General features: G+C 67.9%; 15 protein-coding genes. 6 read left to right on the top strand and 9 right to left on the bottom strand.

The annotated features are described in order from the left end of the window. Positions 1-216: 216 nt before the first annotated feature. Both metF and QE385_RS15395 read right to left on the bottom strand, forming a co-directional pair. On the bottom strand, positions 217-1,158 hold the full coding sequence (gene metF / locus QE385_RS15400) for a methylenetetrahydrofolate reductase (protein ID WP_307103306.1): 942 nt from the start codon (positions 1,156-1,158) through the stop codon (positions 217-219). Beyond that, entirely contained in the window at positions 1,155-2,117 is a 963-nt protein-coding gene (locus QE385_RS15395) for a metalloregulator ArsR/SmtB family transcription factor (protein WP_307103305.1), read from the bottom strand. Before QE385_RS15395 ends, metF begins: the two co-directional genes overlap by 4 nt. Before the next feature lie 125 nt (positions 2,118-2,242). Between QE385_RS15395 and QE385_RS15390 the strand changes: the two genes are divergently transcribed. Continuing rightward, a complete protein-coding gene (locus QE385_RS15390; protein WP_307103304.1) occupies positions 2,243-2,620 on the top strand; it encodes a hypothetical protein in 378 nt (125 codons plus the stop codon). Positions 2,621-2,801: 181 nt separating this feature from the next. Here QE385_RS15390 and arfB read toward each other — a convergent pair whose 3' ends face one another. Then, on the bottom strand, positions 2,802-3,227 hold the full coding sequence (arfB, locus tag QE385_RS15385; RefSeq protein ID WP_219020560.1) for an alternative ribosome rescue aminoacyl-tRNA hydrolase ArfB: 426 nt from the start codon (positions 3,225-3,227) through the stop codon (positions 2,802-2,804). Between the two features lie 12 nt (positions 3,228-3,239). Continuing rightward, a complete protein-coding gene (locus QE385_RS15380) occupies positions 3,240-3,884 on the bottom strand; it encodes an RluA family pseudouridine synthase (RefSeq protein ID WP_307103302.1) in 645 nt (214 codons plus the stop codon). Positions 3,885-3,933: 49 nt separating this feature from the next. Here QE385_RS15380 and QE385_RS15375 point away from each other — a divergent pair, with 49 nt between their 5' ends. Continuing rightward, the gene (locus tag QE385_RS15375; protein ID WP_307103300.1) at positions 3,934-4,707 is read left to right on the top strand and encodes a M15 family metallopeptidase; all 774 of its coding nucleotides are present in this window, start codon (positions 3,934-3,936) and stop codon (positions 4,705-4,707) included. A 398-nt stretch (positions 4,708-5,105) separates the two neighbouring features. Here the strand turns inward: QE385_RS15375 and wrbA are convergent, their stop codons facing one another. Together wrbA and QE385_RS15365 are read right to left on the bottom strand one after the other, a co-directional pair. Then, the gene (gene wrbA, locus QE385_RS15370; RefSeq protein ID WP_307103299.1) at positions 5,106-5,708 is read right to left on the bottom strand and encodes an NAD(P)H:quinone oxidoreductase; all 603 of its coding nucleotides are present in this window, start codon (positions 5,706-5,708) and stop codon (positions 5,106-5,108) included. Between the two features lie 27 nt (positions 5,709-5,735). After that, positions 5,736-6,467, bottom strand: a complete 732-nt coding sequence (locus QE385_RS15365; protein ID WP_307103297.1) for a pirin family protein — start codon at positions 6,465-6,467, stop codon at positions 5,736-5,738. A 138-nt stretch (positions 6,468-6,605) separates the two neighbouring features. On the opposite strand from QE385_RS15365, the gene QE385_RS15360 reads away from it, so the two are divergent. The 3 genes from QE385_RS15360 to ctrA all read left to right on the top strand — a co-directional run bounded on the left by QE385_RS15360 (position 6,606) and on the right by ctrA (position 9,422). After that, the gene (locus tag QE385_RS15360; protein WP_307103295.1) at positions 6,606-7,529 is read left to right on the top strand and encodes a LysR family transcriptional regulator; all 924 of its coding nucleotides are present in this window, start codon (positions 6,606-6,608) and stop codon (positions 7,527-7,529) included. After that, positions 7,526-8,620 (top strand): AI-2E family transporter, encoded by a 1,095-nt coding sequence (locus tag QE385_RS15355; protein WP_307103293.1) that lies wholly within the window; start codon positions 7,526-7,528, stop codon positions 8,618-8,620. Before QE385_RS15360 ends, QE385_RS15355 begins: the two co-directional genes overlap by 4 nt. Positions 8,621-8,720: 100 nt before the next feature. After that, positions 8,721-9,422 carry a response regulator transcription factor CtrA gene (gene ctrA, locus QE385_RS15350; protein WP_307103291.1) on the top strand — a complete coding sequence of 234 codons (702 nt, stop codon included), beginning with the start codon at positions 8,721-8,723 and terminating at the stop codon, positions 9,420-9,422. Positions 9,423-9,592: 170 nt separating this feature from the next. On the opposite strand, the gene QE385_RS15345 is transcribed toward ctrA, so the two are convergent. From QE385_RS15345 to QE385_RS15335, 3 genes are all read right to left on the bottom strand, one after another. Then, positions 9,593-10,657 (bottom strand): choice-of-anchor A family protein, encoded by a 1,065-nt coding sequence (locus QE385_RS15345; RefSeq protein WP_307103289.1) that lies wholly within the window; start codon positions 10,655-10,657, stop codon positions 9,593-9,595. A gap of 65 nt (positions 10,658-10,722) precedes the next feature. Beyond that, positions 10,723-12,396: an amidohydrolase gene (locus QE385_RS15340; RefSeq protein ID WP_307103287.1), complete on the bottom strand. Its 1,674-nt coding sequence runs from the start codon at positions 12,394-12,396 to the stop codon at positions 10,723-10,725. A gap of 337 nt (positions 12,397-12,733) precedes the next feature. Beyond that, positions 12,734-13,177, bottom strand: a complete 444-nt coding sequence (locus QE385_RS15335; protein WP_307103285.1) for an Lrp/AsnC family transcriptional regulator — start codon at positions 13,175-13,177, stop codon at positions 12,734-12,736. A gap of 129 nt (positions 13,178-13,306) precedes the next feature. Between QE385_RS15335 and ald the strand changes: the two genes are divergently transcribed. Continuing rightward, positions 13,307-14,413 carry an alanine dehydrogenase gene (gene ald, locus QE385_RS15330; protein WP_219020561.1) on the top strand — a complete coding sequence of 369 codons (1,107 nt, stop codon included), beginning with the start codon at positions 13,307-13,309 and terminating at the stop codon, positions 14,411-14,413. Positions 14,414-14,540: the final 127 nt, after the last annotated feature.

Here is a 14,540-nt window from a genome sequence, read left to right as displayed (position 1 = left end):
TGGGTAGCCTCAGACGTCATCGCCCGTGGCCCTGCCCTCCCCCATCCCCTCCCGCCTGCGGGAGGGGCGTGCTTGGGTCGTAGGTTATGCGCCGTCGCCGACCCCGACCCTCGAATTCATCTCTCCCCTCCCGCAGGCGGGAGGGGCCGGGGGAGGGAAAGCCACAGGCGACACGGCCTGCCATATCGCCCCCGCCCTACCCCCGAAGGGTTAAGATCACGCCGCCGCGACCGCCTCGGCCTTCTTCCCCCGCACGCCCAGCAAATGGCTGATCGCATAGGCGAGTTCGGCGCGGTTGAGGGTGTAGAAGTGGAACCCCTTCACCCCGCCCGCATAGAGGCGGCGGCACATTTCGGCGGCGATGGTGGCGGCGACCAGCTGACGCGCGCCGGGATGATCGTCCAGCCCCTCGAACAGACGGTCCATCCATTCGGGGATCGCCGCACCGCACATCGCGGCGAACTTGCGGGTCTGCGCGACGTTGGACACCGGCAGGATGCCCGGCACGATCTCGGCGGCGATCCCTGCGGCGGCGGCGGCATCGCGGAAGCGGAAATAGGCCTCGGGCGAGAAGAAGAACTGGGTAATCGCGCGGTTGGCGCCCGCATCGATCTTGCGCTTCAGATTGTCGATATCCGCCTTCTGGTCCGCCGAGTCCGGGTGGCATTCGGGATAGGCCGCGACCGAAATCTCGAACGGGTGCAGCTTCTTCAGGCCCGCGACCAGATCGGCGGCATTCTCATAGCCGCCGGGATGGCTGACGAAGCGCGCGCCCTCGGCGGGGGGATCGCCGCGAAGCGCGACGATATGCCGCACGCCCGCCGCCCAATATTCCTGCGCGACCTGGTCGATCTCCTCGCGGGTCGCCTCGACACAGGTCAGGTGCGCGGCGGCGTCCATCGTCGTCTCGCGCTGGATGCGCGCGACGGTCGCATGGGTCCGCTCGCGGGTCGAGCCGCCTGCGCCGTAGGTCACCGAGACGAAGCGAGGGTCCAGCGGCTCCAGCGTGCGGATCGCGTCCCACAGCTGCGCGTCCATCTTCTCCGTCTTGGGCGGGAAGAATTCGAAGCTGACCGCGATATCGCCGCCGACATCGGCGAACAGCGGTTCCTCATGCGCCAGCGCGGCCTCGGCCCGCGTCAGGATCGTGTTCGTCATGCCGCCTTCACCCTATTCGTCTCGACGGGCCGAAGCCCCTTCTTCACACCCAGCCAGAGCTTGACGGTCAGCTCGCCGCCCTCCAGCGTCTCGGTCCGCGCCAGCGTCAGCCCGGCGGGGCCGAACCAGCCCGCCATCTGTTCGTCGGCGAAACCCAGGCGGCTATGCGCCGCCTTCTGCCGCAATTCCTCGCGATCATGCGGCGCGAAGTCGGCGATCAGCAGCCGCCCGCCCGGCCCCAGCACCCGCGCCGCCTCGGCGATCGCCGCGCCCGGTTGCTGCGCGAAGTGCAGGACATGGTGCAGGATCGCGATGTCCGCCGCGCCGTCGCCCATGGGCAGCGCATAGAGGTCCGCCTGCCGCAACTCGGTATTGGCGCGGCCGTGCAGCTTGGCGCGGGCCAGCCGCAGCATCTCCGACGAGCGGTCGATGCCCAGCGCGCTATCCGCCCGGTCGCCGAACAGCTCCAGCATCCGCCCCGTGCCCGTGCCGATATCGATCAGCGCGCCCAGATCGCCCTCGCCGATCAGGCCCGCCATCGCCTCCTCGATCTCGCTGTCCGCGACATGGAGCGATCGGATAGCATCCCACTCGCCCGCATGATCCTCGAACCAGGCCGCCGCGCTCGCCGCCCGGTCGGCCCGCACCGCTGCCAGCCGCGCGACATCGGCGACCATCCAGGGATCGGGCGCCTCCGCCGTCCAGCGATCGAGCGCCGCCATCATCGGCTCCACCGCCTCGCGGTCGCCCAGCGCGACGAAGACCCAGCTGCCCTCCTTGCGGCGCTCGGCCAGTTCGGCATCGACCAGGATCTTCACATGGCGGCTGACGCGCGGCTGGCTCTGGCCCAGCACCTGCGCGAGTTCGCCCACCGACAGCTCCATCGACCGCAGCAGCGCCAGGATGCGCAGCCGCGTCGGATCGCTGAGGGCACGAAAGATTTCGAGCGCATTGGCCATGGATCACGATATAAAGATATCTTTATATGCGGTCAACGGAGCGAACAGATTTCGGCCGACACGGACCCGAAACGGATAATCTGCGTTGGCACGCCGATCATATGTTTAAAACGGGAGTGTTTGCCATGAAGAAGGCCCTGATCCTTGCCCTGACCGGTGCCGCCGCCTTGTCGGTGGCCGCGTGCAGCGAGAATGCCCAGCAGCAGACCGAGCAGGCCGCCGACGCCATCGGCTCGGACGTGAAGGCGACGACGCAGAACGCCTCGGACGATGTCGAGGCGGCAACCGCACGCGCGCTGAACTCGGCCGAGAATGCCATGGACAAGGCGGGCGACAAGCTGGACCGCGCCGGGGACCGGGCCGCGGCGCATGCCGACCGCGCAGGCGACAATATCGACCGTGGCTTGGACCGGGCCGGCGACAAGATCGAGCAGGGTGCGGACAATGCCCGCCAGGCGACCGGCAACGCGCTGGTCCGCGCGGGCGAGGATGTCCGCCGCTAAAGGGTTCGCCCTTCGGGAATGGGAAGCGGGTCGGCGATCAGTTCGCCGGCCCGTTTTTCTTTGGGCGAGCGGTTCGCGTGGCCTTCGACTTCGCTCAGGCTGAACGGACGTTGGAATATGGGGCCACAAACCCCTCACGCCGTTCAGCCTGAGCGAAGTCGAAGGCCACGCCCCAACGCTTTCAATCGAACCGGACCTTTCCTCGCCCCGCCTTCACCTGCGCCCGCCCCTTCTTGGCATCGACCCGCCGGGTCTGGGACGCGCGGGTGGGTTTGGTCGGCCGCCGCTTCTTGGGCACGATCGTCGCCTCGCGGATCAGGTCGATCAGCCGCTCGCGCACCTCACGCCGGTTCATCTCCTGCGACCGGCTGGCATCGGCGCGCAGGGTCAGCACGCCGTCCTTGCTCAGCCGCTGCCCCGCCAGCACGGCCAGCCGCATCTTCACCGCCTCCGGCAAGCTCGGCGAGCCGCCCACGTCGAAGCGCAGCAGCACCGCGCTGTCGGTCGTGTTGACATGCTGCCCGCCCGGCCCGGAGGCGCGGGTGAAGCTCTCGGCGATCTCGCGCTCGTCGATCGCGATGGCGCGGGTGACGGGGATCAGCGCCATCGTCGGTCCGCCCTAGTCGCGAAACGCGCCGAAGCGTTCGGGCAACGGGGCCTCCGCCGTGATCGGGTCCTTGGCCTCGCCGCGCGGCAGCGTCAGGCTCGCGGCGTGGAGCAGCATCCCCCCCGCCTCGCCCGCGCCGTACACGGGATCGCCCACCACCGGCGCGCCGAGACCCGTGGCGGCATGGACGCGGATCTGATGCGTGCGGCCGGTTTCGGGACGGAATTCGACCAGCGTCCGCCCGCCCTCATGGCGCAGCGCGCGCCAGCCGGTGCGGGCCGCCTTGCCCGCCGGATCGGCGACGATCCGCCAGCCCGTCTCACGCGTCGAAACCTTGGCCAGCGCCAGGTCGATCATCCCTTCGCCCTCGACCACGCCGTTCAGCACCGCCAGATAGCGCTTCTCGACCAGCCCGGCCTCGAACGCCTGCTGGAAGCGGGCATGCGCCTTGGGATTACGCGACAGCAACAGGCAGCCGCTGGTGTCGCGGTCCAGCCGGTGGACCGCGGTCGGCCAGCGCTTGAACCCGAATTTGAGCGATTCCAGATGGTTTTCGAGGCTGATCGACCCGTTACGGGGCCGATCGACAGGCAAGCCCGCCGGTTTGTCGATCACCAGCGCTTCGCCGTCGATGAATAGAACGCGATCTCCGTGCATGCCGCTCCCTTGCCACCGTGCGCGCCGACATGCCAGAGGCGCGCGCGTCATGCCGACCGCCCCCGCCCTTTTCCTGCGCTTTCTCGCACTACTGACGATCGCCGCGATGCCCGTGACGGCACAGGCGCAATCCTGCGACGGTGCGCTGCCGCCGCCCGGCCCCGATGGCCGGGTCGCGGGGCATTTCGCTTACGGCGATGCGCCGCCCGAGGACATCGTGGCCGCCCCGGCAGGCTTCGGGCTCAAGCCCTATTGCCGCCTGCACCGGGCGATGATCCCCGATCTTCAGCGGCTGCTCGACGCGGCCCGCCGCGATCCGTCGGTGGGGGGCACGCTGCGCGGCCTGTCCTGCCACCGCGAGGTCGCACGCCAGCGCAACGTCTTCTGCCGCGACGGCAGCGTGTCCGCCGCCGAGCGCGCCGTCTCGGTCGCGCCTGCGGGGCATAGCGAGCATGCGACCGGCTATGCGCTGGACTTCGCGGTCCGCCCGGCCAAGGGCTGCCCCGATGCCGAGGCCTGCATGGCGGCGACCCCGGCCGCACGCTGGCTGATCGCCAACGCGTCGCGCTTCGGATTCGAGATGAGCTTTCCGGCGGGCAACAGGCAGCGGGTGAAGTGGGAGCCGTGGCACTGGCGCTGGGTCGGGACCAGTCCGACCGAACCGGGCGCGGCGCAGGCGCGAGCGGTCTTTGCCAAGGCACGCGCGCAGTTTCCCGCCGATCCGGGCGTGCGCGATCCGTTGAATGTGGTGGTCACGAGCCAGCCGCCGGTGCCGGTGGCGGCTCCGCCTGCGCCGGTGAAGACGAAGGGGAAGCGGCGATAGGGTTTCCCTTGGCCTTCGACTTCGCTCAGGCTGAACGGGGTTTGGTATCCAGCCCCGTTCCCCAACCTCCGTTCAGCCTGAGCGAAGTCGAAGGCCAAGCCCGACACGAAGAACGGGGACACCCTTCGGCACCCCCGTCCCCAAGTCGGATCGATATCCACCAATACCTTTCCTTCCCTCGCCCCTCGCAGAGGGGAGAGGGTTGCGCAGACTTGGTCTTTGCGAAAGCAAAGGCTTAGTCGGAGCTGGGTGAGGGGTGGGCGCTCGCTCCGCGAGCGCGCGAGCCTTTGGGCTCGCTCAACCCCTCACCCAAGCTGCGCTAGCCAGCAGGCTGGCAAGCTTCGCTAACCCTCTCCCCTGGACAGGGGAGAGGGGAAGAAGACGCAATGCCGATTATATCAACCGAACAGCTTGGCCGCCGTCTCGGCGATGCGCTTGCCCTGATAGCGGGCGCCGTCCAGATCGACCTGGCTGGGCTGGCGGCTGCCGTCGCCGTCCGCCAGCGTCGACGCGCCATAGGGCGTGCCGCCATGGACTTCCTTGACGCCCATCTGCCCCTGGAACCCATAATCCAAGCCGACGATGGTCATGCCGTGGTGGATCAGGTTGGTCAGGACCGAGAACAGGGTCGTCTCCTGCCCGCCATGCTGGCTGGCGGTCGAGGTGAAGGCGCCGCCGACCTTGCCGACCAGGCCGCCGCGCATCCACACGCCGCCGGTCGTGTCCCAGAAGGCCGCCATCTGGCTGGCCATCCGGCCATAGCGGGTCGGCGTCCCGACGATGATCGCGTCATAATGGGTCAGCGCGTCGGGGCCCTCGATCTCGGGGTGCGCGGTGTCGGTCTTGAAGTGCGCCGCAGCGACCACCTCGGCCGGGGCGGTCTCGGCGACGCGGCGGATGTCCACCTCGGCACCGGCCGAGCGTGCGCCCTCGGCGATGGCGTCGGCCATCTGCTCGATATGGCCATAGGACGAGTAATAAAGGACCAGAACCTTCGCCATGTGAAATACTCCCTTGGGTAAATGGAATTATTCGGAATCGACCAAAACGATCTCGGCATCCTCGATGGCGGTGATCGTCACCGTGCGGCCTTCCGCATCGCCCGACAGCGCCGCACCATCGCGTGCCGCGAACGGCACACCGTCGATTTCGATCCGTCCGGTGGCGGGGACGAGATAGGCGTGACGCCCCGCGCCCACCCGGTGCTCGACGCTTTCCCCGGCGCGCAGCGTCGCGGCCAGCACGCGGGCATCGGCACGGATGCGCAGCGCATCGCCGTCATCGTCGAAGCCGCTGGCCAGCGTCACGAACCGACCCGACCGCTCGCCCTTGGGAAAGGGCTTGGCGCCCCAACTGGGCTGGCCGCCACGGCTGCGCGGCTCGACCCAGATCTGGAAGAGCGTCGTCGGCTCGTTCTCGAGATTATATTCGGCGTGACGGACGCCCGACCCGGCGCTCATCACCTGCACGTCGCCCGCCGCGGTACGGCCAACATTGCCCATCGAATCCTGGTGGGTGATCGCGCCGGTGCGGACATAGGTAATGATCTCCATATCGGCATGGGGATGCGGCGGGAAACCGGCATTGGGCGCGATGACGTCGTCGTTCCACACCCGGATCGCGCCCCAGCCCATGCGGGCGGGATCGTAATAGCTGGCGAAGGAAAAATGATGCCGCGCGTCCAGCCAGCCATGATTGGCATGGCCCAGGCTTTCGAAACTGCGACGGTCGATGCCCTTCTCGGCAGTAATGGCAGTCATGGAATTTCTCCCTTGGATGCTCACAAGATAGGGTCGAATAAGATCGCGTAAACGGAAACGCTGGAAACCGATCGTTTCCACGTTCATTGTAACGCGGAGCCGATCGCCGATGGTCGCGCGAAGGGGCAAGGGAAAGCGATGCGTCTGCCGGATCTGGAGGCCTGGGCGATCTTCGCCGCCGTGGTCGAGCATCGTTCGTTCAGCGCCGCCGCCGATGCCATCGGGCTGTCCAAGGCGACCGTGTCCAAGGCGATCACCCGGCTGGAGGCGCAGCTCAACCAGTCGCTGTTCCACCGCACCTCGCGCCGCCTGGCGCTGACCGAGGCGGGCAAGCCGCTGGCCGAGCATGCTGCGCGCATCCTGGCCGAGGCACGCGCCGCCGAGGAGGCCGCGCGCGACGCCGCCAGCGCACCGGCGGGCCGCATCCGGCTGGCCGCGCCGATGTCGTTCGGCGTCACCAACATCGCGCCGGTCATCGCCGACTTCCTGGCGCGGCATCCGGGGATCGAGATCGAGCTGAGCCTGTCCGACGCCAAGGTCGATATCGTCGCGGAGGGCTATGACATCGCGCTGCGCATCGCCGACCTGCCCGACAGTTCGCTGCGCGCCCGGCGGCTGTGCGGCATCTCAACCCATGTCGTCGCCTCGCCCGGCTATCTGGCCGAACATGGCACGCCGCACCATCCCAACGAACTGGGCGAGCATCGGCTGCTCAGCTATTCCAACGTCACCGGACCCTGGCGTTTCCGCCATCCCGGCGGGGCCGAGGTGTCGGTGCGGCCACAGGGTCCGCTGACCGCCAATAGCGGCGACGCGCTGGTGCCTGCGGTCGTCGCCGGGCTGGGCATCGCGCGGCTGCCGGGCTTCATCATCGGGCCGCACATGGCCAGCGGGCGCGTCGTGCCGATCCTGGAGGACTGGACGCCGCCGCCGATCGGGCTGCATCTGCTGACCCCGCCCAGCCCCTTGCGCCCCGCCCGCGTCGAGGCGCTGATCGCCTGGCTGGCCGATACGGTGCGCGATCCCTGTACCGTGGCGCGCGAACGGGAGGCGGTGCGATGAACCGGCTGCGCCCCGACGACAGCGACGCGCGCTTCATCCGCCGCATCGTCCTGACCCTGCTGGTCCTGGGCATCACCGCCGCCCTGTTCCGCGCGGGCGACCTGTTGATCCTCGCCTTCGGATCGGTGCTGGGGGCGATCGTCATCCATGCGATCGCCGACCTCTATGCCGATCACCTGCCGATCGGGCCGAAGCGATCGCTGACCCTGTCGGTCGCCACCGTGCTGGCGGTGCTGGGGTTCCTGGCCTGGCTGTTCGGCGTCGCCTTTCGCCAGCAGCTCAACACGCTGGTCACGCAACTGCCGATCCTGATCGACCAGCTCGCCGCCTGGGCGTCGCAGTCGCCGGTCGGGGCCAAGGTCGTCGACGCGGTGCGCGCCGCCTATGCGGGCAGTCGCGTCGCGCAGGATATCGGCGGCATCGTGTCGGGCGCGGGGGAGTTCGTGCTCAACTGTTTGCTGCTGCTGGTCGGCGCGCTGTTCTTCGCGGCCGATCCCAAGATCTATGAGCGCGGCTTCCTGCTGCTCGTGCCCCGCTCGATGCGGTCGGCGATGGAGGATGCGCTGTTCGACACGGGGTCGACGCTGCGCCTGTGGCTGCGCGCGCAGCTGATCCAGATGACGACGATGGGGGTGCTGGTCGGCGTCGGGCTCGCCATTGCGGGCGTGCCCTCCGCCGCCGCGCTGGGGCTGCTGACCGGCCTTAGCGAGTTCGTGCCCTATGTCGGGCCGATCGCCGCGATGCTGCCCGCGCTGGGGCTGGCCGCGCAGGGCGGCAACGGCGCGATCATCGGCACGCTCATCACCTTCGCGGTCGTCCGGCTGGTCCAGACCAACGCGATCACCCCCTTCGTCACCAGCCGCGTGGTCGCCATCCCCCCGGCGGTCACGCTGTTCGCGATCATCGGCATTGGCACGATCTTCGGCCTGTTCGGGCTGTTCTTCTCCGCCGCGCTGCTGATCGTCGCCTTCACCCTGATCCGCAGCCTGTATCTGCGCGAAGTGCTGGGCGAGGATATTCCGCGCGTCGAACACCAGACGCTGCTCGGCCCCGGCGCCAGGCTGAAACCCGACGACAATGTTCCGGGTTAGGACCGAATTAACCTTTTACGTTCACTGCTGCATTGGTTAATGTTTAGAATACCAGTCGCCGGGGCACAGGGGGCGACATTTCCGCGAATGGGGACAATCGATGCGCGTATTGCTGATCGAGGACGAACCGACGACCGCCAAGGCGATCGAGCTCATGCTCGGCAGCGAAGGCTTCAACGTCTATACCACCGATCTGGGCGAAGAAGGCCTCGATCTCGGCAAGCTGTATGATTACGACATCATCCTGCTCGATCTGAACCTGCCCGACATGCATGGCTATGACGTGCTGAAGCGGCTGCGCGTCGCCCGTGTCTCGACCCCGGTCCTGATCCTCTCCGGCATCAACGAGATGGACTCGAAGGTGCGCAGCTTCGGCTTCGGCGCGGACGATTACGTCACCAAGCCGTTCCACCGCGAGGAACTGATCGCGCGCATCCACGCCGTGGTCCGCCGCTCCAAGGGCCATTCGCAGTCGATCATCCGCACCGGCAAGCTGGCGGTCAATCTCGACGCCAAGACGGTCGAGGTCGACAGCGCGCGCGTCCACCTGACCGGCAAGGAATATGCGATGCTGGAGCTGCTGTCGCTCCGCAAGGGCACGACGCTGACCAAGGAGATGTTCCTGAACCATCTCTATGGCGGCATGGACGAGCCCGAGCTGAAGATCATCGACGTCTTCATCTGCAAGCTGCGCAAGAAGCTGAGCCTGGCCTGCGAGGGCGAGAATTATATCGAGACGGTCTGGGGCCGCGGCTATGTGCTGCGCGAGCCCGACGAGGGCGAACAGGCCGCCGTCGCCTGATCGACCCGGTTTCGGAAATGCAAAAAGGCCGGTTCGCGGGGGCGGACCGGCCTTTTTCGTTGCCCGGGTGTCGCGTGGCCTTCGGCTTCGCTCAGGCTGAGCGGCGCGAGGGATGCCTCAAACCACCGTTCGGCCTGAGCGCAGTCGAAGGCCACGCGACGCACCCGCCGTCAGGCCGATGCGCGCCGCCGCCGCATCACCATCGCCAACAGGCCCAGTCCCCCGGCCATCAGCAACAGACTGGCGGGCTCCGGCACCGGCGCGGGCGATCCGCCGCTGCTGCCCGTCCCGCCGCCCGAGCTGCTTGGCGGATTGGGTGCGGGCGGCGAATAGGTACCGATATAGGTGCCCAGATGAAATTCGCCGTTCTGGATCAGACTGCCGAACACGGCCGAGCCCTCGATATAATTGCCCGTCACCGCCGCCGCCTTGGGCGCCAGGACCGAGCCCTTCCACGCGGTCGTCAGCTCCAGGCTGGTCGCGTCGGGAAAGTTCCAGATGACATGCTCGCCCAACCCCGTCGCGCCGCCCAGGAAATTGTCGTCCAGCCGGATCGACGATCCGCTGACATTGACGATCACCGTATCGGCGCCATTGGTGTTGAACGCGATCTCGCCGAAGCGCGACAGGTCGGCGGCGGTCAGGTTAAAGACGCCCACGCCATTGGCGCCCACCACCGCGTTGAAGGTCGCGCGGTTGCCGCTGATCGCCACCTGCCCGGTCGCCGCCAGCCCGGCATAGCTGTTCGACAGATCGGTCATGCTGCTCGCCAGCAACGTCTTCTGCTGGTTCAGGCCCGCGACGAAGCCTGGATCGCTGGTGCCCAGCCCCGCCTGGACGATATTCTGGTTGATGTTGGTGTTGGACAGGAGGCCGCCGACCTTCACCGTCTGGATGCCACCGTTCAGGTTGAAGCCGCTCTGGACATTGCCACCGACCAGCGCCCCCGACCCGTTGTTCAGGTTCTTGGTGCCGCCCAGCACGTCGCCGACGACGGTCAGTCCGGGCAGCGCATAGTCGGACGCGGCCACCGTGCGGATCTGGTAGTTGGACGAATTGCCGCTGAGATTGCCACCGACAAAGGTCCGCCCCTCCACCTCCGAACTGGAGGTCAGGTCGCCCAGCACGATCAGATTCCACTGCTTGAGCGCATCGATCCCCACAACCGGCGACGCGACCGCAAGCGATGGGAGGGCGGCCAGGGCCAGGCCCGCGACGAGCAGACGATGTTTCATGCGCTCGGGATACGCCCCGATGCCCTGCCAAATCATTATCGATCCGCGTCCCGATCCGGGATGGATCAGCGCCGCTCCCAGACCTTCTGCCCGCCGATCCACGTCTCCTCGATCTGGGTCGCGCGCAGCTCGCTGGGGTTGGCGTCCAGCGGGTTGCGGTCGACGATCACGAAGTCCGCCTGCTGACCCACGCCCAGCCGCCCGAACAGATCCTCGGCAAAGCCCGCATAGGCGCCGTCCATGGTGAAGGCGCGCCACGCCGCCTCGCGCCCGATGATCTCCTGCGGCTGCCACCCGCCATAGGGCTGGCCGTCCGCGCCCTGCCGGGTGATCGCCGCCGCCCAGCCCGCAAAGGGATCGGGGCTCTCGACCGGATAGTCGGACCCGAAGACCAGGGTCGCGCCGTTCTTCAGCATGGTGTTCCACGCATAGGCCCCCGACAGCCGCGCCGGGCCCAGCCGCGCCTCGGCCATCTGGCGGTCGCTGGTCTCGTGCACCGGCTGCATCGAGGCGATGATGCCATGGCGGCCGAAGCGCGGCAGGTCGGCGGGATCGACCACCTGCGCATGCTCGATCCGCCAGCGCCGGTCGCCCTTATAGGTCTCGGCCAGCTCGTCGATCGCGTCGAGCACCTGCGCATTGGCCCGGTCGCCGATCGCGTGGACCGCGACCTGATATTTGTCCATCGCCGCGCGGCTCATCAGGTTGCGGATGACGTCGTCGGTCATGAAGCCCAGCCCCGTCTGACCCGGTGCATCGGCATAGGGCTGTTTCAGCCAGGCCCCGCGCGATCCCAGCGCGCCGTCGCCGTACAGCTTGACCCCGACCAGCCGCAGCCGGTTGTTGTACAGCCACTGGGTCGGCCCGGTGCCGCCGATCCGCACCGTGTCCTCGATCCCGCCGCCATAGCTCATGATGCGGACGCGCAGATTGCCCGCATCGCCCATCCGGCGATAGGTCATCCATTCGTCCAGCGTCGTGCCCATGTCGGCGGTCGCGGTGATGCCATGCGACAGCAGGTCGTTCTGCGCCTTCAGGAAGGCGGCGTTGCGATCCTTGGCGAGCGGCTGCGGCACCACCTTCTGGATCAGCGCCATCGCCGCATCGACGAACACGCCCGATGGCTGCCCGCCGACCTTCTCGATCCGGCCGCCGGGGGGCGAGACGGTCTTGGCGGTGATCCCCGCCGCCTTCATCGCCGCGCTGTTGGCCCAGAGCGCATGGCCGTCGGCGCGCTCCATGATGACCGCGCGGTCGGGCACCACCGCGTCGAGATCGGCGGCGGTGGGGAAGCGGCCCAGCCCCCAGGCCTCCTGGTTCCAGCCGCCGCCCATCACCCATTTGCGATCGGGATTGGCCGCCGCATAGGCCGCGATCCGCGCCTTGGCTTCGTCCAGCGACTTGGTGGGGGCGAGATCGAGTTCGAGCAAGCGAAAGCCCAGCCCCATCACATGGCCATGCGAATCGACGAAGCCGGGGATCAGCACCCGCCCCTTCATGTCGGCGCGCCAGTCGAGCTTTTCGGGGCGCTTGTCCTTGGCCGACAACAGCTTCGTCACCTTGCCGTCCGGGCTCATCAGCAGGCCGGTGAAGCGCACCACCTTGCCGTCCTTGCCCAGCGTGAGGCCCGTGACATTGTCGACCAGCCCATCGGCAAAGGCGGCGGCGGGGGTCAGCGCGATCGCCATTGCCGCAAGCGCGGCGCGGAGGATGGGGGACGTGAAAGCAAACTGTGCCATGGGCCGATCCCTATCGGGAGATTCGAGGGGTGGGAAGCACGGTTCGATCCTGCCCGGCACGGGGAGGATTTTTAGGGCGGGTCGGCATTCACGATGGCGTCTTCTTCCCCTCTCCCCTGGACAGGGGAGAGGGTTAGCGAAGCTTGCCAGCCTGCTGGCTAGCGCAGCTTGGGTGAGGGGTTGAGCGAGCCCAAAGGCTCGCGCGCTCGCTTCGCGAGCGCCCACCCCTCACCCAGCTCCGACTAAGCCTTTGCTCTCGCAAAGGCCAAGTCTGCGCCACCCTCTCCCCTTTGCGAGGGTCGAGGGAATGGAAGGCATCGCTGAACGTCGATCGCCCCTAGGACCGCCGCACCACCTCGCGGATCACGAAGTGCGAGGCCAGCCGCGTCACCCCCGGCAATCGCGCCAGCGTCTCGCGGTGAATACGCTCATAGCTGTCGTCGCGGCGGACCTCGACCTGGATCATGTAATCCGCCTCGCCGCTCATCAGGAAACACTCCACGATCTCGGGACAGCGCAGGATCTCGCGCTCGAACGCGGCCATGGTATCCTGGCGCTGGTCCTTGAGCGTGACATTGACCATCACCGTGGAGGGCCGCCCCCGCGCCTCATGGCTCAGGATCGCGCGATAGCCGCAGATCACCCCGCTTTCCCGCAGCTGCGCCACCCGGCGATGCGCCGCGCTGGCGGACAGCCCGACCTTCTCCCCCAGCGCGGCGCTGGTGAGGTCGGAATCGCGGGCCAGCTGGGCCAGGATGCGGCGGTCGATCGCGTCGGACATTCCATCCCGCTACACCCGCCCCGCGCGCAAGGAAATCCCATTTTATACGATCCTCCGGGACGGCTTTGCACACCTCTCCCGCCTGATCGGCGCTATTATCGGGACAACGCCTTTTCAGGAGAGTTCGTCATGCGCGTCGGTGTCCCCAAGGAAATCAAGAACCACGAATATCGCGTCGGCCTGACCCCGCCCTCGGTCGCCGAGCTGGTCGCGGCCGGTCACGAGGTCATCGTCGAGACCAAGGCCGGCAGCGGCATCGATTTCGAGGACCAGGACTATGTCGACGCGGGCGCGCGGATCGTCGCCACCGCGGCCGAGGTGTTCGACCAGGCCGAGATGATCGTGAAGGTCAAGGAGCCGCAGGCGGTCGAGGTCGCGATGCTGCGCCCGCACCACGTCCTGTTCACCTATCTCCACCTCGCCGCCGACAAGCCGCAGGCCGAGGGGCTGATGAAGTCGGGCGCGACCTGCATCGCCTATGAGACGGTCACCTCCCCGCGCGGCGGCGTGCCGCTCCTGAAGCCGATGTCCGAGGTCGCTGGCCGCATGGCGGTGCAGGTCGGCGCGCATTATCTGGAAAAGCAGCAGGGCGGTCGCGGCATCCTGCTCGGCGGCGTGCCCGGCGTGGCACCCGCCAAGGTCGCGATCCTGGGCGGCGGCGTCTCGGGCGTGAACGCGGCGCAGATGGCGGTGGGTCTCCGTGCCGACGTCACCATCTATGACATCAACAACGACCGTCTGGCCGAGCTGGACATGTTCTTCTCCAGCCAGATCAAGACCGCCTATGCCTCCAAGGCGGCGATCGCGGCGGCGGTGAAGAATGCGCACCTCGTCATCGGCGCGGTGCTGGTCCCCGGTGCGGCGGCGCCCAAGCTGGTCACCCGCGACATGCTGAAGACGATGAAGCGCGGATCGGTGATGGTCGACATCGCGATCGACCAGGGGGGCTGCTTCGAGACCAGCCATGCCACCACCCATCAGGACCCGGTGTTCGAGGTCGACGGCGTGATCCATTACTGCGTCGCCAACATGCCCGGCGCGGTCGCCCGCACCTCGACCTTCGCGCTGAACAACGCCACCCTGCCCTTCGCGGTCAAGCTGGCGAACATGGGTGCCGAGGCCGCGATGAAGGCCGACGCGCATCTGGCGAACGGCCTGAACGTCTCGGGCGGCAAGATCCGCCACGCGGCGGTCGCCGAGGCGCTGGACCTGCCGTTCGAGGCCTGGGCGGGCTAAAGCCGTTCGCACGGAGCGAAGTCGAAGTGCACGCCCCGGACCTGGCCGCAAGGTCGGTCCGTGGCCTTCGACTTCGCTCAGGCTGAACGGGCGTTTTGCAATTATCGCCCCGCTCCGTTCACGCTGA

This window comes from Sphingomonas sp. SORGH_AS_0950, assembly GCF_030818415.1.
In the GTDB taxonomy this organism is placed as follows: domain Bacteria; phylum Pseudomonadota; class Alphaproteobacteria; order Sphingomonadales; family Sphingomonadaceae; genus Sphingomonas.
The sequence above is the reverse complement of the archived record's forward strand: the minus strand, read 5'-3'. Positions and strand labels throughout refer to the sequence as shown.

Coding starts and splice junctions, on each gene's coding strand:
- ald (WP_219020561.1), top strand. CDS start 13,307: ATGCGCGTCGGTGTCCCCAAGGAAATCAAGAACCACGAATATCGCGTC.
- ctrA (WP_307103291.1), top strand. CDS start 8,721: ATGCGCGTATTGCTGATCGAGGACGAACCGACGACCGCCAAGGCGATC.
- QE385_RS15355 (WP_307103293.1), top strand. CDS start 7,526: ATGAACCGGCTGCGCCCCGACGACAGCGACGCGCGCTTCATCCGCCGC.
- QE385_RS15340 (WP_307103287.1), bottom strand. CDS start 12,396: ATGGCACAGTTTGCTTTCACGTCCCCCATCCTCCGCGCCGCGCTTGCG.
- metF (WP_307103306.1), bottom strand. CDS start 1,158: ATGACGAACACGATCCTGACGCGGGCCGAGGCCGCGCTGGCGCATGAG.
- QE385_RS15360 (WP_307103295.1), top strand. CDS start 6,606: ATGCGTCTGCCGGATCTGGAGGCCTGGGCGATCTTCGCCGCCGTGGTC.
- QE385_RS15375 (WP_307103300.1), top strand. CDS start 3,934: ATGCCGACCGCCCCCGCCCTTTTCCTGCGCTTTCTCGCACTACTGACG.
- QE385_RS15335 (WP_307103285.1), bottom strand. CDS start 13,177: ATGTCCGACGCGATCGACCGCCGCATCCTGGCCCAGCTGGCCCGCGAT.
- QE385_RS15345 (WP_307103289.1), bottom strand. CDS start 10,657: ATGAAACATCGTCTGCTCGTCGCGGGCCTGGCCCTGGCCGCCCTCCCA.
- QE385_RS15395 (WP_307103305.1), bottom strand. CDS start 2,117: ATGGCCAATGCGCTCGAAATCTTTCGTGCCCTCAGCGATCCGACGCGG.
- arfB (WP_219020560.1), bottom strand. CDS start 3,227: ATGGCGCTGATCCCCGTCACCCGCGCCATCGCGATCGACGAGCGCGAG.
- QE385_RS15365 (WP_307103297.1), bottom strand. CDS start 6,467: ATGACTGCCATTACTGCCGAGAAGGGCATCGACCGTCGCAGTTTCGAA.
- wrbA (WP_307103299.1), bottom strand. CDS start 5,708: ATGGCGAAGGTTCTGGTCCTTTATTACTCGTCCTATGGCCATATCGAG.
- QE385_RS15390 (WP_307103304.1), top strand. CDS start 2,243: ATGAAGAAGGCCCTGATCCTTGCCCTGACCGGTGCCGCCGCCTTGTCG.
- QE385_RS15380 (WP_307103302.1), bottom strand. CDS start 3,884: ATGCACGGAGATCGCGTTCTATTCATCGACGGCGAAGCGCTGGTGATC.